Raw genomic sequence first — 20,775 nt, forward strand, 5'->3', positions numbered from 1 at the left:
TCGGAGCAGGGGCTGTGAGGTGAATCTCTTCGGCGCGGACCGGGTGGATGCGGACTTTTCAAAAAGTCCGGGCCGTTTTCTTCAAAGTAAACGGGTTCTGGTGCCTCTGGTCGGAGCAGGGGCTGTGAGGTGAATCTCTTCGGCGCGGACCGGGTGGATGCGGACTTTTCAAAAAGTCCGGGCCGTTTTCTTCAAAGAAAACGATACAAGCCCCGCGGATTTTGCAAGCCCGATGCCTTCACAGGTTCGGCACGGATTTCCTTGAAAGAATGGTTCCGGAGGCGATCCGCACTGGTTCCTGATTGCAGAAGATCACCAGTTGCCCCGCATTCTCAACTGCCGAGAACCCCCTGCGGTCAAGTTCCAGAAGAAAGGCATCCAGCCCCACGTAACGCTCGATGTCCCTGATCTTGCGGCGCACCACGCCACCCTCGCGGGCCGCTTTCGAGCTGAAGACATGGGTCACCCAATGCTGCGGTGACATTTCCATCGGCAAAGACATGGCGCGAGCCTAGCGCAATCAAGGTAAACGATCCTTTAACCGGCGCAGCACAAACAGCCGGATGGCCGAGGCAAGGCCGGTGTCCACGTCACGTTCCGCGTCGATCTGCGCCACCAGCGCGTTGATCGGCTGGCCCTGGGACGCCGCAATGGCGCGGAACTCGTCCCAGAAGGCATCCTCCAGCGAGATGGAGGTCCGGTGCCCCTGCAGGGTCACCGAATGTTTGACAGGCCGGCCGCTCATGTCTCGCGTTTGTGGCCCTCCAGATTGCGCGCGATCTGCTCGGCGCGGGCCTTCAGCGCTTCTTTCTGCGCCTTGGTCTGTCCGAACTGTACCGCGTTTTCATCCGCGCGGGCCTTGCGGGACGCGCGGTTGCGTTCTTTCTTCACCTTGTTGAGGTTGATGGGGGCGCTCATTTGGGTCCAATCATCTGTTCCGGCCGCACCACGCGGTCGAAGGTTTCCGCATCCACGAAACCCAGCGCAATTGCCTCTTCCTTGAGGGTCGTGCCGTTCTTGTGGGCGGTCTTGGCGACCTTGGTCGCGTTGTCATAGCCGATGGTGGGGGCCAGTGCGGTCACCAGCATCAGGCTTTCCTTCATCAGCTTGTCGATGCGCGCCTCGTTGGCCTTGGTGCCCACCACCATGTTGTCGGTGAAACTGCCCGCCGCATCGCCCAGCAGCTGCATGGACTGCAGCACGTTGTAGCTCATCATCGGGTTGTAGACGTTCAGCTCGAAATGGCCCTGCGAGCCTGCAAAGCCCACGGCGGCATCATTGCCCATCACATGGGCGCAGACCATGGTCAGCGCCTCGGCCTGGGTCGGGTTCACCTTGCCCGGCATGATCGACGATCCCGGCTCGTTTTCCGGCAGGATCAGCTCGCCCAGACCCGACCGCGGGCCGGAGCCCAGCAGGCGCATGTCATTGGCGATCTTGAACATGGAGGCCGCCACGGTCTTGAGCGCGCCGGAGAACATGACCATCGCGTCATGGGCGGCCAGTGCCTCGAACTTGTTGGGGGCGGTGACAAAGGGCAGGCCGGTGATATTGGCGATTTCGGCCGCGACCTTTTCGGCAAAGCCCTTGCGGGTGTTCAGACCGGTGCCGACGGCGGTGCCGCCCTGCGCCAGCTCATAGATGTCGGGCAGGCAGGCCTCGACCCGCGCGATGCCCTTGGCCATCTGATGCGCGTAGCCACCGAATTCCTGGCCCAGGGTCAGCGGTGTCGCATCCTGGGTATGGGTGCGGCCGATCTTGATGATGTCCTTGAATTCCTCGGATTTGGCCGCAAGGGCGGTGTGCAGCTTGCGCAGGCCCGGCAGCAGCGTGTCGCGCGCCACCATGCCGATGGCCACATGCATCGCCGTGGGGAAAGTGTCGTTCGACGACTGGCCCATGTTGCAGTGATCATTGGGGTGCACCGGGCTTTTCGAGGCCATCTGCCCGCCCATGATTTCGATCGCGCGGTTGGAGATGACCTCGTTCGCGTTCATGTTCGACTGGGTGCCGGAGCCGGTCTGCCAGACCACCAGCGGGAAGTTGTCGTCGAACTTGCCGTCGATCACCTCCTGTGCCGCCTGTTTGATCGCCGGAGCCAGTGCCGCGTCCAGATCGCCAAAGCCAAGGTTCACCTCGGCGCAGGCTTTCTTGATCACCCCCAGCGCCCGGATGATCGCAACCGGCTGGCGTTCCCAGCCGATGGGGAAGTTCATGATCGAGCGCTGGGTCTGTGCGCCCCAGTATTTGTCGGCGGGAACTTCGAGCGGGCCAAAGCTGTCGGTTTCGGTGCGGGTATCGGCCATGTCGGGCTCCTGATGTCTTTGTCGGTTGCGCATGGGTGTAGCGACCCGCCGCGCCCTGCGCAATCGGCAGGTGGCGCTAACAGGCTGCCGGAAGGGATCTATCGGACTCTATTTGCGAAACGAATCGAGCGAGACGATTTCGGCGTCCTTGTGGTCTTCCTCCGGCACCTCCAGCTCATCTTCGGTCTGCTGGGGCAGATCGCCGCGCTCGACGGTCTTGTCCGCGGCGCTGCCACTGTCCTGCTGTTCGAAGCGCAGGCCGAATTCGACCGAGGGGTCGACGAAGGTGCGGATCGCATCATAGGGGATGTAAAGCGGCTCCGGCGCATCCCCGAAATTCAGCGTCACGGCAAAGCCTTCTTCGCCGACGTCCAGCTTGTCGTACCAATGCTGCATCACCACGGTCATTTCGCCTGGATAGCGGTCAGACAGCCAGTCGGCCAGTTCCGCATCCGGGTGCGAGGTGTCGAAGGTGATGAAAAAGTGATGATTCCCCGGCAGACCGCGTTCCGCGACATCCAGCAGGACCTTGCGGATCAAGCCCCGCATGGCCTCGTGCATCAGGTTGCCATAGTCGATCTTTCGGCTCATCGTTCACTCCGGTTGTGCCCTTGGGCCGCCTCAGCATAGCCCATTCCCCGGCAAGGAAAAGGGGGTACAGCGTCAAACCAGAGCCATCAGCAAGGCGGCGGTTGTCAGTGCCGCCATTGTCAGCACAAAACCCCGCCGGAAGCCCAGCATCAGGACCATGCCGGCGATGACGAGGAGGCAGGCCAGGATGTTGAAACTGCCCGGATCCGGGGCCGGAATGGCGAGGAAAAACGCGCCTTCGACCCGGTCGAAGATCACATGCAGCGCAAACCAGACGGAGAGGTTGGCGATCACGCCGACAACGGCGGCGGTGATCGCGCGCAAAGCTCCGGCAAGCCGGGGCTGCGCAGAAATCCGCTCCAGGTAGGGGCCGGCAAGGAAGATCCACAAGAAGCAGGGGGTGAAGGTGACCCAGAGTGCCAGCAAACCCGCCGCCAATGCGCCGCTGACGCCTGACTGTGCGAATCCCGCCAGCAGGGCCACGAATTCCGTCACCAGGATCAGCGGCCCCGGCGTGGTTTCCGCCAGCCCCAGCGCGTCGATCATCTGGTCGGTGCTGATCCAGCCGTAGTCCTGAACCACGGTCTGGGTCATATAGGCCAGCACCGCATAGGCGCCGCCAAAGGTGACAACCGCCAGCCTGGAAAAGAACAGACCAAGCTGCAGCAGGAAATCCTGATCCAGTGCCCAGAGCGCCAGCAGCGGCGCGGCCCAGAGCGCGGACCAGACCAGCAGGGTGCGCCCGGTCCGGGCGGGGCGGGCGGGCAGATCATCCGGCACCGCCCCGGTGGTCTGACCGCGCATCATCCCCCAGAGCCCGGCACAGAGAATGATCAGCGGAAAGGGCAGGCCCAGCACAAAGAGCGCCAGGAAGGACAGCACCGCCAGCACCCAGCCCTCTGCGCCGTGCAGGGCCTTGCCCGCCACCTTGCGCAGCGCCTGGAACACCACGACGATCACCGCCGCCTTGATCCCCAGGAATCCGGCCTGCACCAGCGGCAGCTGCCCGTACCAGGCATAGCCCAGTGCCAGCACGGCAATGACCAGCGCGCCCGGCACGACAAACAGGAGCCCCGCCAGCAGCCCTCCCGCCACGCCGCGCAGCCGCCAGCCCGCATAGGTGGCCAGCTGCATCGCCTCCGGCCCCGGCAGCAGCATGCACAGCGACAGCGCCCGCAGAAACGCCTCCTCGCCCAGCCAGGGGCGGTGTTCGACCAGCTCGCGGTGCATCACCGCGATCTGCGCCGCCGGCCCGCCAAAGGACAGCAACCCGATGCGGCCAAAGACACGGGTCATTTCCGGCCAGCCGGGCGCGCTCATGACGCGCGGTCCGCAGGCCAGTCATGGCCTTCGTCCTGTCCGTCGCGGGCCCAGCGGTAGAGCGCGTCATAAAGCGCCATGCCCGCCTCAAGCATCATCTGGTCATCGCGGTACTGGCGCGACAGCCCGACCGAGAGCGCCAGCAGCCCCGCCGCCTGGGGGGATTGGTCGTGGGTATCGGTATCGGCCGCGCGCACAACCTGTGCCAGCCGGTCAAGCGCGTCGGAGGAAAGGGCAAATTCGGACAGCATCTTGTCGAAGGTGCACAAGGGACCTTCATGCGAGAAACGGACGTCCAGCACATCGAAAGGCACCGCATCATAGCGCGCGGCCACGCCCATCACCTCGCCGGGCGAGACAAAAAGGAACCGCGCGTCCGGGTCCACGAAACGGCGGATCAGCCAGGGGCAGGCGATCCGGTCGATCTTGGGCCGGTGGCGCGTCACCCAGAGGGTGGCGCCGTCCACCGGTGCGGGCAGGGCGGTTGCGGGGATGCGCAGGGTGTCGGGATGGTCCCGCCAGCCATACATCCCGCCCGACAGATATTCCGCCGCCAGCCCGTCGGCGCGCAGGCGGGCGACCAGCCCCTGGCTCAGCTTGATGCCGCGCTGGCAGGTGATCACGCAGGCCCGCCCGTTCAGGCGTGCCTTGAGGCCCGCAATATCGGTATGGGGGTGGCGGAAGGAGCCGGGGATCAGAAACGGATCCTCGGCAAAGTCCGGGTCAATGGAAATATCGACGATGACCGGGCAGTCCGGCGTGCCAATCAGGCGCAGCAGTTGCGGTACAGTTATTTCATTCGGGGCAGCCATGGCATGCGTCCTCTCAAGTGGGATACATGCGAACTTTGGCTGGCGCCTCACGGGGCGTTCGCGGAGAACCCCATGCCCCCAGACAGCACCCCGGCGCGCTTCTGTCAAGGCCGGATGGTGAGGTGCGGGGGCGTCCGGCAAGTGTTGAGCGTCAGCTGACTTTGGCGTTTACGTCATCATTTGACCCAATAATGGGAAACCGGACCTGTCCGCAGATCGTAACGAGTGGCAGAAAGGAGGCCAAACCTGTGCTCTCAAAGTGCAGACCTATTGCCAAAGCAAAGCTTTGGCAGCGCCCGAACCGCCCCTCGGTTCGGGCGCGACCTGTTTCGGGTGTCGCGCACGGCAGCAACGTCCGCACTCCGGTCCTTGACCCAAACCGCGTCAAAGCACCGGTCTGGGACGGATGCGCTTGACGATTGGGTCACGAATGCATGATGCGGCCCATTGCAGGGAGTCAGATAACCCGCAGCGCCGAGTCAAAGATGCAGCACGACCTGCGACAGGTCCTAGGCAACCATATTCTGCCGTTCTTCGGGCGTTTCGGTGGATTCTTCGGATTCCTCGGGTTCCCGGGGCAGGCGCAGGACAAAGGTGCTGCCCTGACCGGGGACGCTGCTGGCGGTCAGCGTGCCACCATGCATTTCGGCGATATCGCGTGAAATGGCGAGGCCAAGGCCGGTGCCGCCGAACTGACGGGTCGAAGAGGCATCAACCTGGTGGAACGCCTCGAAGACCCGGCTGACCTGATCTTCGGGAATGCCGATGCCGGTATCCGCGACGCTGAATTCCACCAGGTTGTCATCCATGACCACATGCAGCTTGATGCTGCCTGTCTGGGTGAATTTCGCCGCGTTGCCGACAAGGTTGATCAGCACCTGGCGGACCCGGTTGGCATCGGCATAGATTTCGCCGGGTTCGACGGAGACGTCGAATTCCAGGCCCTTGTCCTCAATCATCGGGCGCATCTGATCTTCGACCGGGCCAACGATCTCGTTGATGTCGTTCTGGGTCGGCTGAATGGCCTGGCTGCCGGATTCGAGCTTGGCAAAATCCAGGATCTCGCTGATCAGCGACAGCAGGTGTTCGCCCGAACGTTCCAGCCGGGTCATCATGTTGACGATCTGCCCGGTGAGCGATTTCAGATGCGGCTCGATCTCCTCGGCGATTTCTGGATGGGCCTTGAGGGCCTCGTGCAGGGCCACCGCAGGGGGCAGGCGGTCCACATGGCGGGCAAGGCGGGCATGGCCCAGGATCACGGTCAGCGGCGTGCGCAATTCATGGCTCAACACGCCCATGAAATCGGTCTTGGCCTTGTTGGCGGCCTCTGCCGCCTGCTGGGCACGTTTCAGGTCGGTCACGTCGATGCGCAGGCCCACCACGCTGCCATCCTCCATCAGGCGGTCGGAGGTCTGCATGATGCGCCCGTCGGGCAGGACCTGTTCGGGATCCGAAGAGCCGTCCAGCGGGCGGTTGCGCCAGCCCTCCAGCCATTCCTCCTCGCGGCCGACGGCGCCGCGGATGACCCCTTTGGCCAGGCTGGACTTGACGATATCTTCGTATTTCACACCGATCTTCACGACAGAGGAGGGGCCGTGCATTTCGGCGTATTTCTGGTTCATCGCTATCAGCCTGCCTTCGGGATCGAACATCACGAAGCCATGGTGCAGCGCCTCGATGCCGTTCTGCAGCCGGCTTTCCGCGTTCCGCCGGTTATCGGCCAGCCGCAGGACATACATCAGGCCGAAGGCAACCAGCGAGGTAAAGGCAAGACGCAAGGCCCAATGCCAATAGAATTGCGGGCGGCGCTGTGGCCAGCCCTCTGCCGGGGTGGCTGCCAGTTCCCAGATGCCCAGCGGAATGTTGAGGGTCATCACCACCGGATCCTGGCTGAGCGCGTCAATGTCGCCCAGCAGCACCTGGGCCGTCGGGGCATCGTCAATCCGCCTTTCGCGCAGCACGATGTCATAGCGTTCCGAGAGGTTCGATCTGCTGATGTTGTCGACGAATGAATCGTAATCCAGCACCACGGAAAGCAGCCCCCAGGGCTCCGTCTGGCCGTTGCGCTTGGTAAAGACCGGCTGTCGGAGGATCAGGCCGCGCCCGCCCTGCACCAGATCGACGGGCCCGTCGATCTGGCCGCGTCCGGTGCGCATCGCTTCGGCCACTTTCGGATATTGCGCCGGGTTCGCGCGATAATCCAGCCCCAGCACCGCTTCGTTGCCGGTCTTGGGAAAGACCATGCTGACAACCAGGTCGGGCGCTGCGGCAATGTTGATCACATCATTGCTTTGCAACAGGAAATCGACCGCCTTGATGTTGTATTCGGTCTGGTTCATGTCGGGGTTTTCCGACAGGGCGGAGGCCAGCTGGGTGATCCGCAGGACGCGGTCCACCATTTCGGATTCGAATTGTTCGCGGATGGTGGACAGCTCAATCGTGGCATTCAGCCGGAGGCTTTGCAGATAGGTCTGGTAAGACAGGTTCTCGATCTTCTTGCCAAAGGCAACAATGATGCCGCAGACGGCCGCAATCAGCATGATACGCGGCACCCACAGATACAGGGAACGCTGGGGTGTGGGGCGATTTCCCGTGTAGCGGGTCATATCTCGGCCTAACTTTCTGTCCTGTATCGTTCTGTCTTTTTATCCGAACCACCTACACAAACATTTGCCCAGAATTGGGAAAAACCGTGACCAAGCCACTGATATTTCAATCTAACGGGGAAATTATGGCATAGTGTGACCCGATCACATCATCTGAAAATGACCGCATCAGGGCAAGACAGGAATCTGGATAGGGTCAAAATGTCCCGCCCGTCGGGTGGCAAAATAACCTTTGATGCCAGTGCGGCGACATGCCGATACCGCGCCGGGATCGCCGTTTTCGCAAGAAAGATCTGCCTTTCAGGGACGGGACGGCCTGGCATCCGGGCGGGGCGATTGGGGGGGCGCCGCGCGTTTCCGGGGCAGCGGATTCGGCCCGGATCACCGGGTCATAGGCAGTGCATCTGACAAAAAGGGCAGACCGCCCTGATGCTGATCCGCATCGCATTCCGGCCATCGAGGTAGGGGAAAGTGCAGGCTTCTGTTGCCAGGTGCCTGCGAACCCCGCCTTAAGTCGCTAAACCCAAGGACTTAGATTTCAGTCTCTCCGGTCGCTTACGCGGCCATTGCTACTGGAGCACTATTGTCATTTGCAATTGTACTTTTTACGCCGATAACGGTGGCAGTCAGCCGAGACAAAGCAAAACCCCTTTAGACGTTCGTCGATCCTGTTTCGACCCCATGATCCCCAAATGAAGGATGTTGGTGGAGTCGCCGGGTACCGCCCCCGGGTCCGATCCGCTTATTACGAGCGCGTTTATGTCCATAGTTCCGAAGAACACTCCAGATATAGGGCAGCGGGCCGGGGTTTTCAATCTCCCAGGTGATGAAATCGACCGGCGTCAGAGCAGCCCGCCGGCACCCCAGGCCAGCCCCAGCGCAATTGCCATGGCCGACAGGGCCGCGGCATAGGCGGCCAGTTTCCATTTCGAAAAGGGGCGTTCGCCAAAGGTGCGCCCGTCGATGCCCGAGACGACCACCTTCATGGGTTTGCCGTCATAGCTGTAATGCGCGATCCAGACCGGCAGCAGGATGCGGCGGTAATGGATGCCGGTGGTATCGGTCTGATAGCGGATGTCGTGAACGCCGGATTTGTTGATGTGATGCCTGATCCGGTTTCGGATCAGCAGTTTCTTGTCGGGGGCATTGGCGGCAAGCCCCTGTGCGACGCTCTGGTGATGGCGCTCGGCTGCAAATCCCGCCAGATAGCCCGCATGAAAAGGCCGGAGCGATCCGGGATCGAAATCATGCAGAATGCCGTCGCGGATCAGCGGCGTGACATGGGGCGAGGCGGGCATCAGCAGGTCGTCAAAGGCGATCTGCAGCGCCCCGGAGGTCTTGTGGGTGCGACGTTTGTCACCGGTGCCGGTGGTGTATTTGGCCCAGTACCGCAGGGCCTCGTGACTGTCGAAAGTCCAGAAGGGCGCATAAAGCCCGGCCAGCCGTGCGTCTTCCAGCAGCGCGGGCAGGCTGCCTGGCGCGGCCAGTCTTTTGCCGACCCAGGCCCGCATCTGGCGGCGGGCAAAACCGTGATCGGCCCGAAACGGGATCAGCGCCTTGGTCCGATAGCCGGCATCCCCGGTCCCCAGCACGACCGGGCCATTGCAATAGGGGCAATGTTCGGACAGGGTCGCGCCCACAAAGAGGACGGCACCGCCGCAGTTGCGGCACTGATAGATGCGCTCGCGGGTCAGTTCGGGCGGATCGTTCTCCGGCGCCTCGGGGTCATAGGCGAATTCCCGCGCCGCATCGGCGTCTTCGGGGGTCACGACGTCATGGGCGGTGCCGCAGCTGGTGCATTCCAGCTTGCCCTTCAGCGGGGAAAAGATGCAATGCCCGCCACAGGCGGCGCAGGACAGCGCGGCCTGATCCGCTTCAACCCGCTCGGTGCTGTCACCCGGCATCAGTCGTTGTCCCCCAGGGCGGCGGCGATTTCCAGCAGGATGCGCAGCCGCAGCCAGGACCGGTCTATCGCCCCCGCCAGATCGCCCGTCACATGCCAGTCGCCGATGATGGTGGCGAAAAACCATGTCGCCATCAGCCAGAAGGCAATCACCGCCCAGCCCGCAAGCGACCGGATGCGCCCGGCGGAACCGGGGCGCAATTCGTGGCGCGCCTCATAGACCTGGATCAGCTTGACCACGGGGCGGATGCCGATGGCGGTGGACAGCACCAGCAGGACAAGGGTGGCAAGAAGAGGGCCGGGGGGCGAAAACATCGAAGAGCCTGTTGTGACGCGACAGGAGCAGCTTTAGCACGGGAGAGGGGCAGACGGGAACCTTGTGCCGCAAACCGGGTGCGGAACCCGGTGCGGGATGGGGTAAAATAATACCTTAATTTCAAGTATCTGTTTTTGCATGATAAATCCGGCAAAGTGTCGCTTGACCGGGCGCGGGGGATGTTTATAACCCGCCCATCAGTTACCAGGCAGGGTGCTTTGCCCCTGCTTTCACCACCAAACGGGAATTTCCGATGAAAACTTTCTCTGCAACACCGGCAGACATCGACAAGAAGTGGATCATCATTGACGCCGAAGGCGTCGTGCTGGGCCGTCTTGCGTCGATCGTTGCCATGCGGCTGCGCGGCAAGCACAAGCCGTCCTTCACCCCTCACATGGATTGCGGTGACAATGTCATCGTCATCAATGCCGAGAAGATCCAGATGACCGGCAAGAAGCGTGAAGAGCACTTCTACTGGCACACCGGCCACCCCGGCGGGATCAAGAGCCGCACCAAGGCGCAGATCCTCGAAGGCGCGCACCCCGAGCGGGTCGTGACCCAGGCCGTCAAGCGCATGCTGCCCGGCAACCGCCTGAGCCGCCAGATCATGACCAACCTGCGCGTCTATGCAGGTGGCGAGCACCCGCACGAGGCGCAAAACCCCGACGTTCTGGACGTGAAGTCCATGAACAAGAAAAACACCCGGAGCGCATGAGCATGGCTGACGAAATCAACACACTCGAAGATCTGGCCGAAGTTGCAGGCATCGCCGCAGCACCGGAAGTTGAGCTGACCCCGCGTGAGCCCGTGCGTGACGAATTGGGCCGTGCCTATGCCACCGGCAAGCGGAAAGATGCGGTTGCCCGCGTCTGGATCAAGCCCGGTTCCGGCAAGGTCACCGTCAACGGCAAGCCGCAGAACGAATATTTTGCGCGCCCCGTGCTGCAGATGATCCTGGCGCAGCCTTTCGGCATCACCAATACCGAAGGCCAGTTCGACGTGGTCGCCACCGTCAAGGGTGGCGGTCTGTCCGGTCAGGCCGGTGCGGTCAAGCACGGTGTCTCCAAGGCGCTGCAGCTTTATGACCCCTCCCTGCGCGGCGCGCTGAAAGCGGCAGGTTTCCTGACCCGTGACAGCCGCGTTGTCGAGCGGAAGAAATACGGCAAGGCCAAGGCGCGTAAGAGCTTCCAGTTCTCCAAGCGTTAAGCTGCTGTTCATATTTTCGGGAAAGGCCGCGCCATCTGGTGCGGCCTTTTCGTTTTCTGAGATTTTTCAAGTGATTTCGACGCGCTGGCGCGCGCCGACCGACGGGGGAGGCGCTGCCTCCCCCGGACCCCCACCGGGAATATTTCTTGCCAAAAAGAATGCGGCAGGGTTTTACCCGGGCCGCGGCTGTCTATCTTGGGAAGCAACAAGGAGATTGCCGTGAAATATTCCCTTCTCGATCTGGCACCTGTCCCCGAAGGCAGCGATGCTGCGCAGGCGATGCGCAATACCACCGAACTGGCGCAGCGGGCCGAGGCGCTGGGATATCACCGCTACTGGATGGCGGAGCATCACAACATGCCCGGCATCGCCTCTGCCGCGACATCGGTGCTGATCGGCCATGTGGCCGGCGTGACCCGCAGCATGCGGGTGGGGGCCGGGGGCATCATGCTGCCCAACCATGCGCCGCTGGCGATTGCGGAACAATTCGGCACGCTGGCCACGCTTTATGGTGACAGGATCGACCTGGGCCTGGGGCGCGCGCCGGGGGGCGATCAGGCGGTCTATCAGGCGCTGCGCCGGGTGGGCAGCGACGATTTCGTGGGCGATGTGGCCGAATTGCAGGGTTATCTTGGCGCGCCTGTGCCCCATGCGACGGTGCGTGCCCTGCCGGGCGAGGGCACCCATGTGCCGCTGTGGATCCTGGGATCTTCGCTCTACGGCGCGCAGGTGGCGGCGCATTTCGGGCTGCCTTACGCCTTTGCCTCGCATTTTGCCCCCGATGCGCTGGAGCAGGCGGTGGCGGTCTACCGGCAACAGTTCCAGCCCTCGGCGCAGCTGGACAAGCCGCAGTTCATGCTGGCGGTAAATGTCTTTGCCGCCGAGACCGATGCGGAAGGGGCCTATCTGCGGACCTCGATGCAGCAGGCCTTTGCCCGGATGCGCACCGGCCAGCGCGGCAAGCTGCCGCGCCCGGTGGCGGATATCGACGCCGAGATCGGCGAGGCGGTGCGGCGCGGCGTGGATCAGGCGCTGCGGGTGACGGCCGTCGGCAGCCGCGAGACGGTGCGCGCGCAGCTGGCCGGGTTGATCGCGCGCCATCAGCCGGACGAGCTGATCCTGACCGGTCAGATCCACGACCATGCGGCGCGGCTGAGGTCCTTTGAGATTGCGGCGGAGGTGATGCAGGCGTTGATCCTTGAATCCGCCTGAACAGGAACATCACTCATCCGGGCGCACCAGCCCCAGACCTCGCAGGTAGATGCCGATGCCGGTTTCCAGCAGGTCGTCCGCCGGAAAGGGCGAGGCGCGGCCGGGGGAGTTGCGGGCGAAAAGTTCCACCACCCCATGGCTCATCGCCCAGATATGGGCCGAGAACATGGAAGCGGGCGGGCGTCTGTCCTCGGGGATATGCTGGCTGAGGTCGGTGGCCGCGCGTTCCAGCACTGCATTGGCGCGCCCCGCCACGGCGGCCAGTTCCGGGGTGCGGTTCACCGAGATGCCGCTTTCGAACATCGCGATGTAATGGCCGGGGTATTTGCGGGCAAAGGCCAGATAGGCACGGCCCGTCGCCTCGAACGCCCTGAGCGCGGAGGGCTGGCCGGATTGATAGGCAAAATCCATCAGATCGGCAAAAATCTCGTAGCCCTGCCGGGCGGCTTCGGCGATCAGGTCCTCGCGGCCATCGAAGTGGCGATAGACCGCCGCCGGGGTCACCCCCGCCTGTTTGGCCGCCTCCGACAGGGTAAAGCCGGTGGGGCCGCGCGCCTCGATCAGCTCAAGTGCGGCGTCAATCAGCGCCTGCCGGAGATTGCCGTGGTGATAGCCGCGCTTAGGCATCCCAGAGGTCCGGACCGCCGCAGATCAGCGGGTCGATCGCACCGATGGCGCGTGCGTCTTTCTGAGGGTAATCAAAGGCATGGCAGAGCACCCGCATGGCGTTCAGCCGCGCGCGGCGCTTGTCGTCAGAGCGGATGATGGTCCAGGGCGCATGGTCGGTATGGCTGCGCGTCAGCGTGTCCTTGATCGCCTCGGAATAGGCATCCCATTTGGCCAGCCCCTGAACGTCGATGCTGCTGAGCTTCCATTGCTTCAGCGGATCGCTTTCGCGCGCCAGCATGCGGCGCAGCTGTTCGGCGCGGCCCACGTTCAGCCAGAACTTGAACAGATGGATGCCGTCATCCACCAGCATCTTTTCGAAATCCGGCACCTGGTTGAAGAAATGCCTGTTCTGATCCGGGGTGCAGAACCCGAAGACAGGTTCGACCACGCCCCGGTTGTACCAGGAACGGTCATAGAAAACCATTTCTCCCGCAGTGGGCAGATGGCGCAGATAGCGCTGGAAATACCATTCGCCCTGTTCCGTCTCTGTCGGTTTCGACAGGGCGACGACGCGGGCGGCACGTGGATTAAGATTGGTGCGCATCCGGTTGATTGTGCCACCTTTTCCGGCGGCATCGCGGCCTTCGAAGACCATCACGATCCGGGTGCCGCTGTCGCGGACCCAGGATTGCAGCTTGACCAGTTCGATCTGCAGCTTTTCGAAGGCGTGCTCATAGACCTTGCGCGCCAGCCGCTCCGAATGGGGGTAGGAGGCGGAGATCACGTCTCCCTTGTCGGCCCGGCGGATCGCGTTGCGGATCTGGTCGGGCGCTTCATTCTCGTAAAAGGCGCTGATCGCGCCGTCAAAGGGCAGGTCCATGGGGCCTCCTGAAAGGGTCTTTGGTTTCAATATGGGATGTTAAGGGGATTAACGCAAACCCGCATGGGCTGCGGCGCGGTCAATGGCGGCAACAAGTTCGCCGGGCGCGGTATGCTGCAGCATGTGGCCCTGACCCGGCAGGATCTTCAAGGCGCCACGGGGCACGTCGCCCATCAGCACCTCGGCGTGGATATGCGCGGGCACGATGGTATCGGCATCGCCGTGCACCGCCTCGATCGGCATGGTCAGCCTGGCGTATTTCTTTTGCATTTCAACCACATGCGGGCGCAGGGCATTGACCTGCTGGGCATTTGCGCGCAGCGACGTGCGGCGCAGGGTCAGCCCGGTGCCCAGATGATCGCCATAGCCCGCCGGGGCCTCTTGCGGGGCAAAGATGGCGTTGATGCTGGCCTCCACATAGGATTTCGGGACAAAGGCGGTGACCATCGGCACAAAGAGCGCACCGCCCGGCAGCGAACCGTTGACCGTATAGGTCCAGCCCAGCCCGCCGGGCCAGGGTTCCGACACGGCACCGGCCAGCACCAGCGCGGCGGTGTCATCGGGGCGCGACAGGCCCCAGGCGATGGCCACGATCCCGCCAAAGGAATGGCCCAGCACGATGGGGTTGCGCACCTCCAGCGCATCGGCCGCTTTCTGCAGCAAGGCGGCCTGGGCCTGCGGCGTCTCTTCGCTGGTGTTCCAGGCACCGCCCGATCCGGGCAGGCGGCCGGTCCAGCCCATGCCGGGGCGGTCAAAGAGGATCACGCGGTAGCGGTCGGTCAGCTGCTCCGCAAAGCCCGTGGTAAAGTCGCGCAGATTGCCGCTGGCCCCGTGGATCAGCACCAGATCGGGGCCTTCGCCCATCACCAGCGCATGCACCGGCACGCCGTCGATGTTCAGGATCTGCCCGACGGGCGGCGTGGCGGCCTCTGCCGCGGCTTCACGGGCGGCTGCGCGCCATTGGACGACACCGATCAGCACCGCCAGCAGGACAAGGGCAAGAAACACGCCGGTTCGCATCAGCTCAGGTGCCGATCAGCGAAATATCATAGGGGCAGCTTTGATAGATCTCGTTGATCCAGTTGCCGTAAAGCAGATGCGCATGGCTGCGCCAGCGGTTCATCGGCGCGCGGGTGGGATCGTCATCGGGGTAGTAATTGCAGGGCACGTTGATCGGCGTGCCGGAGGCCACGTCGCGGTCGTATTCCTGTTTCAGCGTATCGCTGTCGTATTCGAAGTGGTTGAAGACATAGAGCGCGCGGTGCCCCGGATCTTCGATCAGGCAGGGGCCGACCTCGTCGCTGGCCAGCAGGGTGGTCAGCTGGGGATGGGCATCAACCTCGTCCTGGCGCATCTCTGTCCAGCGCGAGACAGGCACGACGCAATCGTCCGAAAACCCGCGCAGATAGGGCGAGGCGGGGGCGAGGTTGCGGTGCCGGAAACAACCAAAGGCCTTTTCCTCAAGGATGTGTTTCCTGACCCCGTGGAAATGGTTGATCATCGCCATCCCGCCCCAGCAGACGCCGAAAGTGGAATGAATGTTGGTCTGGGTCCAGTCCATCACGCGTTTCAGTTCGTCCCAATAGGTGACGTCGGTGAAATCCATGTGTTCGATGGGGGCGCCGGTGATGATCAGCCCGTCGAATTTCTCGTCCCAGACCTCGCTCACCGGGCGATAGAAGCTTTCCATATGCGCAGCGGCGGTGTTGCGCGTGCGGTGGTCCGACATGCGCAGCAGGCTGAATTCGATCTGCAGGGGCGTGGCCCCGATCAGCCGGGCAAACTGGTTCTCTGTCTGGATCTTCTTGGGCATCAGGTTCAGCAGCGCGATCTTCAGCGGGCGAATGTCCTGATGGTCGGCCAATTCGTCATCCAGCAGCATCACGCCCTCGCGGCTCAGCACGTCATAGGCGGGCAGGGTGGCGGGAATTTTGATGGGCATGGGCTTGGCGATCCGTGTAGTGAAGGGCTTAGATAGACCGGGCAGGCTGCGCTGCCAAGGGGGCGGGGTGGCTGCACCCGCTGATGTGACATTGCATTTTCCGCGCGCGCGCGCATCATGACATTCTGTTGCGCCAAGTGCCGAGGTTTCCATGCGTCTGACACTCTTGCTGATCTGCCTGTTCACGCCGCTTGCGGTTGCCGCGCAGGAGGAGGATCCCATGGATGTTCAGCGCTGCGTCTGGCGCTGTCTTGCCGATTCCTCTGGTCCGGCAAGTGCTGAATACAATCAATGTGTTGTGTCGCTTTGTTCAGGTGAACCTGCGGCGCCGCGCCACTCAGTTGCAGCGCCTGCATGGCGCGCCGGGCTGGCCAGCGACGGGGTGCACCGTTTTGCCGGTGCGGATGCCGAGCAGGGCTATGGCTTCTATTATTTCTGCACACCGCAGGCCAGTTTCTTTGCGCTGACGGCTCTGCCGATGGCGGCGGGCCAATACCGTTTTGTGATCGGTGATGTCGCCTATCTGGTGCCGCTGGACCGCAGCCGGGGCGACCTGAGCGTGAACATCCCGCCGGGCGATGCCTTTATGCAGGGGGTGCAGGAGGGATCATGGCTGCGGGTCGAGGCGCTGAATGGTGCGTCGCTGGTCCAGTTTTCGCTGTCCGGTGCCGGTGAGAGCATCAACAGCGCGGTGCAGGGGTGTTTTGGGCGCTGACTAGTCCAGACAACCGGCGATCAGCTCCACGAAATCCGCTTCGCTTTTCAGCGCGCCAATCTGGTCGGGGGTGATGGTGACACCCCATTTCGCCATGGCGGCATAGCGTGGCTGGCGGTGCGACAGGGCCTGCGCATAGGTCCAGCGGACAAAGGCATCAGGATCAACTTCATCCTCTGACACCTTGTTTTCGCTCAGATAATCCTTCCAGACCCGTTCAAGGAAAGCGGGCTGATAGGCCATCGGTTTCGGCGCGCGGTCAAAGCGGCGGATCAGCTCCTGGGTGTGGGCCTCATCCCCCTTGATCCAGACCAGCAGGCATTCCTCCGACAGGGTTTTCAGCAGCGGGTCCTCCGGGTTTTCCGGGTCCACCCATTCGCAGATCGACCCGCCGGTGTCGCAGATGAAATGGTCATAGCCATAAAGCGCCTTGGCGCGCCGGGCGAAATGCGGCGTGTCGTTCAGCGCGGCGATCTCGGCCAGGCGGAAGGCTTCCTGCCGGGTGGCATATTCCGCCATTGGCAGGCCGCCCTTGTCCGGCGATCCGGGCTTGCCCAGCCAGGTGGCAACGGGGCTGAGGTTCTCGAAGGTGATGTTGGAGGCGATATAGATGCTGTCGGTCATCAGCAGATCGCGCAGGAAGGGCACTTTCATCGCTTCGGACTTGGCGTTGTCGACAATCGCCTCACCCAGGTAGCGGGTGCCGATGCGGTAGTCGATGGAATAGTGGAACCAGCCGCCAGAGGCCCGCAATAGCCCGCTCAGGTGGGTTTTCCCCAGTCCCGACATGCCGAAGACAAGCACTTTGCGGCGCGGCGCGGCGCGCCAGTCCTGGGCAGTGGGGTATAGCATGGGGCAGGTCCGTCAGGTTGATGTCGCCCCCTGTCTAGCGGAGCGGCGGCGCGGACGCCAGATGCGGCCGTTCAGGATCAGCAGCCCGCCCGCCAGCAGTGCAAAACCCGCATAGGCCGCCGGGCGCAGCGTTTCACCCAGCACCAGCGCCCCCAGCAGAATCGCAAAGGGCGGGATCAGCAGCGTGACCAGCATCAGGTTGCCGCTGCCCGCCATGCCCAGGACACGGTAATAGAGCAGATAGGCCAGCGCTGTGCCCAGCAGGGCGTAATAGCCGATGGCGGCCCAGGTGCGGGGGGCAAGCGAGAGGTCGATTGGCCCTTCGAGAATCCAGGCCGCGGGCAGCATGATCAGGGTCGCGCCGGTGACCATCCCCGCCGCGGCCACCTGTGGCGGCTGGCCCGACAATGTCTTGCGCGCCCAGACGGAGGCAAGCGCATAAGACACCGTGCCCCCGATCACCGCCAGCTGCGCCAGCGAGCGCAGGTCGAACTGGGCCAGGTTCTCCAGCCCGATGGCGGTGGCCACGCCGGCAAAACCCAGCAGGACGCCGATAGCCTTGCGCAGGGTGATCCGCTCATCCGCAAAGAAGATTGCCGCCGCGATCACGCCAAAGATCGCGGTGGCGGCATTGAGGATCGAGGTCAGGCCGCTTTCAATGTGCAACTGGCCCCAGGCCATCAGCCCGAAGGGAATCACATTGTTCAGCAACCCCATGACCAGAAAGGCGCCCCAGATGCGCGGATCGTGGGGCACCCTCAGGCCCATGACCAGCACCGCCGCCCAGAGCGCCACCGCCGCCCAGCCAACCCGGTGGGCCACGGCCCAGAGCGGCCCGATTTCATCAAGGGCCATCCGGATGGAGACAAAGGACGCGCCCCAGATCGCTGCCAGCAGCAGCATTTCGGTCCAGGCGCGGGGGGTGATGGATTTTTGCGGGCTCATGGGGGTGACCTAATTGGCCGGGCTGCGCACCGCGACCCGGATCATGCGGTTTTCTGCCGGGTCTCGACCCAGATGTTCAGGTAATTCCCGGCAAAGATGATGATCGCACCGACAAACACCCAGAGGTCCACGGTTTCGCCATAGACCAGCATGGCAAGGATGGCGATCACCGGCAGGCGGGCAAAATCGATGGGTGACACCACCGCGGCCGGGGCCAGCCGGAGGGCATTGGCTATGCAGAAATGCGCCAGCAGCCCGCAGACCCCGACCAGCGCCAGCAACGGGGCGCTGGACAATGTGGGCAGGGCGATATCGCCGTCAAAGCCTGCGGTGATCAGCCCGAAGATCAGTTGTAGCAATGTCAGGTAGAACATGATCGCGGTAATGCTTTGCCGGGCGGTCAGTTTCTTGGTGGTGATGAAGGTCAGCGCGAAAAAGACGGCACAGCCGGCAGCGGCCAGCACCCCCGCGTTCATCCCGGCAACTGTGGGGCGCGCCACGATCAGGATGCCGATGAACCCCATCAGCGCCGAGATGGAGCGGACCCTGGTCAGCCGCTCGCCCAGCAGGAAGGGGGAGAGCACGATCACCCAGAGCGGCGTGGTGAATTCAAAGGCAAAGACCTGCGCCAGCGGGATCACCGTCACCGCAAAGAACCAGAGGTTCTGGCCGGTGAAATGCACCAGATTGCGCAGGGTTTGCAGCCCCAGGGCATTGGTGTTGATCTCGCGCCAGGTGCCAAGGGCACAGGCCAGGCCGGCCACGACGACAAAACCGAAGGCCGAGCGGTAGAGCATGATCTCGAATGTATCGTAATCGGCCCCCAGCTTGCGCCCGGCCATGGCCATCGCCGTGAAGGAGGTGATGGCACCGATCATCCAGAATGCGGCGCGCAGGGTCTGGTTGATCGGGGGGATGACGGTGTTATCGGTCACGGGCGGGCGGGGGTCATTGACTGATCACTCCCACTCGATCGTGCCCGGAGGTTTCGAGGTGATGTCATAGGTGACCCGGTTGATGCCCGGCACCTCGTTGATGATGCGGGTGGCGGTTTCGCCCAGGAATTCGTGGCTGAACGGATAGTAATCCGCCGTCATCCCGTCGACGGATGTCACCGCGCGCAGGGCGCAGGCGAAATCATAGGTGCGCCCGTCGCCCATCACGCCCACGGTGCGTACCGGCAGGATCGCGACGAAGGCCTGCCAGATCTCGTCATAGAGTCCGTGCTTGCGGATCTGGTCGATATAGACGGCATCCGCCTCGCGCAGGATGTCGAGTTTCTGGCGGGTGATCTCGCCGGGGCAGCGGATCGCGAGACCCGGCCCGGGGAAGGGGTGACGGCCGATGAAATGCGCGGGCAGGCCCAGTTCGGTTCCCAGCGCGCGGACCTCGTCCTTGAACAATTCGCGCAGCGGTTCGACCAGTTTCAGGCCCATTTTCTCGGGCAGGCCGCCGACATTGTGATGGCTCTTGATCGTGACGGAGGGGCCGCCGGAAAAGGACACGGATTCAATCACATCGGGGTAAAGCGTGCCCTGCGCGAGGAACTCCGCCCCCTCGATCTGGTTGGCGTATTTCTGGAAGACGTCGATGAACAGCCTGCCGATGATCTTGCGCTTGGTCTCGGGGTCGCTGACACCGTCCAGCTCGCCCAGGAACAGGTCCACCTCGTCGGCGTGGATGACATGCAGGTTCATGTGGTCGCGGAACATGCCCACGACCTCTTCGGCCTCGTTCTTGCGCAGCAACCCGTGGTCGACAAAGACGCAGGTCAGCTGGTCGCCCACCGCCTCGTGGATCAGCGCCGCCGCGACCGAGGAATCGACCCCGCCGGAGAGGGCGCAGATCACCTTCTTGTCGCCGACCTGTTCGCGGATCGCTGCCACCGCTTCCTCGCGGTAGGCGCGCATGGTCCAGTCGCCCTTGAAGCCCGCAAGCCGCACGAAATTCTCGTAAAGCCTGGCGCCGTTGGGGGTGTGATGCACCTCCGGATGGAACTGCACGGCGTAGAAATGACGCGACGGGTCGCCGGTGATGGCAAAGGGCGCGTTGGGCGAGGTGCCATAGACCTCGAACCCCGGTGCGATCTTGCTCACGTGGTCGCCATGGCTCATCCAGACCTGCTCGCGGTCGGTGGCGAACCATCCCTGCAGCAGGTCGAGCGCCTGGCCGGTGGGTTTGACAAAGGCGCGGCCGAATTCGGCGGTGCCGTGGCCGCGTTCGACCTGACCGCCGAGGCAATGCATCATCACCTGCTGGCCATAGCAGATCCCCAGGATCGGCACGCCCAGATCAAAGACCGATTGCGGCGGCATCGGCGCGCCTTCGGCAAAGACGGAGGAGGGGCCGCCCGAGAGGATCACCGCCTTGGGGGCGAATTCCTTCAGAAAGGCGTCGTCCACCGTGTTGAACGGGTGAATTTCGCAGAAAACGCTGAGCTCGCGCAGGCGGCGGGCGATCAACTGGGTGACCTGGCTGCCGAAATCTATGATCAGCAGGCGGTCGTGGGCGGCGGGGGAGATGAGTTCTGTCATGGCCATTGATTAGGCAGGGTTTGACG

General features: G+C 63.2%; 22 protein-coding genes and 1 other RNA gene. 4 read left to right on the top strand and 19 right to left on the bottom strand.

Annotation, left to right across the window (positions count from 1 at the left end; translation table 11 throughout):
- Positions 1-238: 238 nt before the first annotated feature.
- The 11 genes from PVW51_RS13045 to PVW51_RS13095 all read right to left on the bottom strand — a co-directional run bounded on the left by PVW51_RS13045 (position 239) and on the right by PVW51_RS13095 (position 9,853).
- Positions 239-502, bottom strand: coding sequence for an N-(5'-phosphoribosyl)anthranilate isomerase (locus PVW51_RS13045; protein WP_274575464.1), 264 nt, complete (start codon positions 500-502; stop codon positions 239-241).
- 18 nt (positions 503-520) lie between these two features.
- Complete coding sequence (locus tag PVW51_RS13050) at positions 521-745, bottom strand: ribbon-helix-helix domain-containing protein (protein WP_269361808.1); 225 nt, start codon at positions 743-745, stop codon at positions 521-523.
- A complete protein-coding gene (locus PVW51_RS13055; RefSeq protein WP_269361810.1) occupies positions 742-918 on the bottom strand; it encodes a DUF4169 family protein in 177 nt (58 codons plus the stop codon). Before PVW51_RS13055 ends, PVW51_RS13050 begins: the two co-directional genes overlap by 4 nt.
- Positions 915-2,306: a class II fumarate hydratase gene (fumC, locus tag PVW51_RS13060; protein WP_274575473.1), complete on the bottom strand. Its 1,392-nt coding sequence runs from the start codon at positions 2,304-2,306 to the stop codon at positions 915-917. The genes PVW51_RS13055 and fumC overlap by 4 nt, the downstream gene beginning before the upstream one ends.
- Before the next feature lie 108 nt (positions 2,307-2,414).
- Entirely contained in the window at positions 2,415-2,897 is a 483-nt protein-coding gene (locus PVW51_RS13065; RefSeq protein ID WP_114277302.1) for an SspB family protein, read from the bottom strand.
- Positions 2,898-2,969: 72 nt separating this feature from the next.
- Positions 2,970-4,217, bottom strand: a complete 1,248-nt coding sequence (chrA, locus tag PVW51_RS13070; protein ID WP_274575476.1) for a chromate efflux transporter — start codon at positions 4,215-4,217, stop codon at positions 2,970-2,972.
- Positions 4,214-5,029 (bottom strand): chromate resistance protein ChrB domain-containing protein, encoded by an 816-nt coding sequence (locus PVW51_RS13075; RefSeq protein ID WP_274575477.1) that lies wholly within the window; start codon positions 5,027-5,029, stop codon positions 4,214-4,216. The genes chrA and PVW51_RS13075 overlap by 4 nt, the downstream gene beginning before the upstream one ends.
- 509 nt (positions 5,030-5,538) lie before the next feature.
- Positions 5,539-7,569, bottom strand: coding sequence for an ATP-binding protein (locus PVW51_RS13080; protein ID WP_274575479.1), 2,031 nt, complete (start codon positions 7,567-7,569; stop codon positions 5,539-5,541).
- A 536-nt stretch (positions 7,570-8,105) separates the two neighbouring features.
- Positions 8,106-8,454: a transfer-messenger RNA gene (gene ssrA, locus PVW51_RS13085) on the bottom strand.
- 23 nt (positions 8,455-8,477) lie between these two features.
- Complete coding sequence (locus PVW51_RS13090) at positions 8,478-9,539, bottom strand: hypothetical protein (protein WP_274575481.1); 1,062 nt, start codon at positions 9,537-9,539, stop codon at positions 8,478-8,480.
- Positions 9,539-9,853 carry a hypothetical protein gene (locus tag PVW51_RS13095; protein WP_269361823.1) on the bottom strand — a complete coding sequence of 105 codons (315 nt, stop codon included), beginning with the start codon at positions 9,851-9,853 and terminating at the stop codon, positions 9,539-9,541. The genes PVW51_RS13090 and PVW51_RS13095 overlap by 1 nt, the downstream gene beginning before the upstream one ends.
- Before the next feature lie 254 nt (positions 9,854-10,107).
- On the opposite strand from PVW51_RS13095, the gene rplM reads away from it, so the two are divergent.
- The 3 genes from rplM (at position 10,108) to PVW51_RS13110 (ending at position 12,272) form a co-directional block, all read left to right on the top strand.
- On the top strand, positions 10,108-10,569 hold the full coding sequence (gene rplM / locus PVW51_RS13100; protein WP_114277296.1) for a 50S ribosomal protein L13: 462 nt from the start codon (positions 10,108-10,110) through the stop codon (positions 10,567-10,569).
- 2 nt (positions 10,570-10,571) lie between these two features.
- The gene (gene rpsI / locus PVW51_RS13105; RefSeq protein ID WP_269361826.1) at positions 10,572-11,060 is read left to right on the top strand and encodes a 30S ribosomal protein S9; all 489 of its coding nucleotides are present in this window, start codon (positions 10,572-10,574) and stop codon (positions 11,058-11,060) included.
- 219 nt (positions 11,061-11,279) lie between these two features.
- Complete coding sequence (locus PVW51_RS13110; protein WP_274575483.1) at positions 11,280-12,272, top strand: LLM class flavin-dependent oxidoreductase; 993 nt, start codon at positions 11,280-11,282, stop codon at positions 12,270-12,272.
- Positions 12,273-12,281: 9 nt separating this feature from the next.
- On the opposite strand, the gene PVW51_RS13115 is transcribed toward PVW51_RS13110, so the two are convergent.
- The 4 genes from PVW51_RS13115 to metA are packed head-to-tail and all read right to left on the bottom strand — an operon-like array spanning position 12,282 to position 15,703.
- A complete protein-coding gene (locus PVW51_RS13115) occupies positions 12,282-12,899 on the bottom strand; it encodes a TetR/AcrR family transcriptional regulator (protein WP_114277294.1) in 618 nt (205 codons plus the stop codon).
- Entirely contained in the window at positions 12,892-13,761 is an 870-nt protein-coding gene (ppk2, locus tag PVW51_RS13120) for a polyphosphate kinase 2 (protein WP_269361832.1), read from the bottom strand. The genes PVW51_RS13115 and ppk2 overlap by 8 nt, the downstream gene beginning before the upstream one ends.
- 48 nt (positions 13,762-13,809) lie before the next feature.
- Complete coding sequence (locus tag PVW51_RS13125; protein ID WP_274575484.1) at positions 13,810-14,769, bottom strand: alpha/beta fold hydrolase; 960 nt, start codon at positions 14,767-14,769, stop codon at positions 13,810-13,812.
- Between the two features lie 16 nt (positions 14,770-14,785).
- The gene (gene metA / locus PVW51_RS13130) at positions 14,786-15,703 is read right to left on the bottom strand and encodes a homoserine O-acetyltransferase MetA (RefSeq protein WP_269361837.1); all 918 of its coding nucleotides are present in this window, start codon (positions 15,701-15,703) and stop codon (positions 14,786-14,788) included.
- Positions 15,704-15,854: 151 nt separating this feature from the next.
- On the opposite strand from metA, the gene PVW51_RS13135 reads away from it, so the two are divergent.
- Positions 15,855-16,418, top strand: coding sequence for a hypothetical protein (locus tag PVW51_RS13135; protein ID WP_274575485.1), 564 nt, complete (start codon positions 15,855-15,857; stop codon positions 16,416-16,418).
- Here the strand turns inward: PVW51_RS13135 and PVW51_RS13140 are convergent, their stop codons facing one another.
- From PVW51_RS13140 to guaA, 4 genes are read right to left on the bottom strand one after another with little or no spacing between them, the layout of a single operon-like run.
- Positions 16,419-17,270, bottom strand: a complete 852-nt coding sequence (locus PVW51_RS13140; protein ID WP_274575486.1) for an ATPase — start codon at positions 17,268-17,270, stop codon at positions 16,419-16,421.
- A 12-nt stretch (positions 17,271-17,282) separates the two neighbouring features.
- On the bottom strand, positions 17,283-18,215 hold the full coding sequence (locus PVW51_RS13145; RefSeq protein ID WP_274575488.1) for a DMT family transporter: 933 nt from the start codon (positions 18,213-18,215) through the stop codon (positions 17,283-17,285).
- Between the two features lie 41 nt (positions 18,216-18,256).
- The gene (locus PVW51_RS13150) at positions 18,257-19,123 is read right to left on the bottom strand and encodes a DMT family transporter (RefSeq protein ID WP_269362080.1); all 867 of its coding nucleotides are present in this window, start codon (positions 19,121-19,123) and stop codon (positions 18,257-18,259) included.
- Positions 19,124-19,174: 51 nt separating this feature from the next.
- A complete protein-coding gene (guaA, locus tag PVW51_RS13155; RefSeq protein ID WP_269361845.1) occupies positions 19,175-20,749 on the bottom strand; it encodes a glutamine-hydrolyzing GMP synthase in 1,575 nt (524 codons plus the stop codon).
- Positions 20,750-20,775 lie beyond the last annotated feature (26 nt).

Source organism: Sulfitobacter sp. PR48, assembly GCF_028807335.1.
Lineage (GTDB): Bacteria > Pseudomonadota > Alphaproteobacteria > Rhodobacterales > Rhodobacteraceae > Sulfitobacter.

Bases quoted from the DNA above. Each gene is read 5' to 3' on its own strand.
- PVW51_RS13045 (WP_274575464.1), bottom strand. From the start codon at position 502: ATGTCTTTGCCGATGGAAATGTCACCGCAGCATTGGGTGACCCATGTC.
- PVW51_RS13050 (WP_269361808.1), bottom strand. From the start codon at position 745: ATGAGCGGCCGGCCTGTCAAACATTCGGTGACCCTGCAGGGGCACCGG.
- PVW51_RS13055 (WP_269361810.1), bottom strand. From the start codon at position 918: ATGAGCGCCCCCATCAACCTCAACAAGGTGAAGAAAGAACGCAACCGC.
- fumC (WP_274575473.1), bottom strand. From the start codon at position 2,306: ATGGCCGATACCCGCACCGAAACCGACAGCTTTGGCCCGCTCGAAGTT.
- PVW51_RS13065 (WP_114277302.1), bottom strand. From the start codon at position 2,897: ATGAGCCGAAAGATCGACTATGGCAACCTGATGCACGAGGCCATGCGG.
- chrA (WP_274575476.1), bottom strand. From the start codon at position 4,217: ATGAGCGCGCCCGGCTGGCCGGAAATGACCCGTGTCTTTGGCCGCATC.
- PVW51_RS13075 (WP_274575477.1), bottom strand. From the start codon at position 5,029: ATGGCTGCCCCGAATGAAATAACTGTACCGCAACTGCTGCGCCTGATT.
- PVW51_RS13080 (WP_274575479.1), bottom strand. From the start codon at position 7,569: ATGCTGATTGCGGCCGTCTGCGGCATCATTGTTGCCTTTGGCAAGAAG.
- PVW51_RS13090 (WP_274575481.1), bottom strand. From the start codon at position 9,539: ATGCCGGGTGACAGCACCGAGCGGGTTGAAGCGGATCAGGCCGCGCTG.
- PVW51_RS13095 (WP_269361823.1), bottom strand. From the start codon at position 9,853: ATGTTTTCGCCCCCCGGCCCTCTTCTTGCCACCCTTGTCCTGCTGGTG.
- rplM (WP_114277296.1), top strand. From the start codon at position 10,108: ATGAAAACTTTCTCTGCAACACCGGCAGACATCGACAAGAAGTGGATC.
- rpsI (WP_269361826.1), top strand. From the start codon at position 10,572: ATGGCTGACGAAATCAACACACTCGAAGATCTGGCCGAAGTTGCAGGC.
- PVW51_RS13115 (WP_114277294.1), bottom strand. From the start codon at position 12,899: ATGCCTAAGCGCGGCTATCACCACGGCAATCTCCGGCAGGCGCTGATT.
- ppk2 (WP_269361832.1), bottom strand. From the start codon at position 13,761: ATGGACCTGCCCTTTGACGGCGCGATCAGCGCCTTTTACGAGAATGAA.
- metA (WP_269361837.1), bottom strand. From the start codon at position 15,703: ATGCCCATCAAAATTCCCGCCACCCTGCCCGCCTATGACGTGCTGAGC.
- PVW51_RS13135 (WP_274575485.1), top strand. From the start codon at position 15,855: ATGCGTCTGACACTCTTGCTGATCTGCCTGTTCACGCCGCTTGCGGTT.
- PVW51_RS13140 (WP_274575486.1), bottom strand. From the start codon at position 17,270: ATGCTATACCCCACTGCCCAGGACTGGCGCGCCGCGCCGCGCCGCAAA.
- PVW51_RS13145 (WP_274575488.1), bottom strand. From the start codon at position 18,215: ATGAGCCCGCAAAAATCCATCACCCCCCGCGCCTGGACCGAAATGCTG.
- guaA (WP_269361845.1), bottom strand. From the start codon at position 20,749: ATGACAGAACTCATCTCCCCCGCCGCCCACGACCGCCTGCTGATCATA.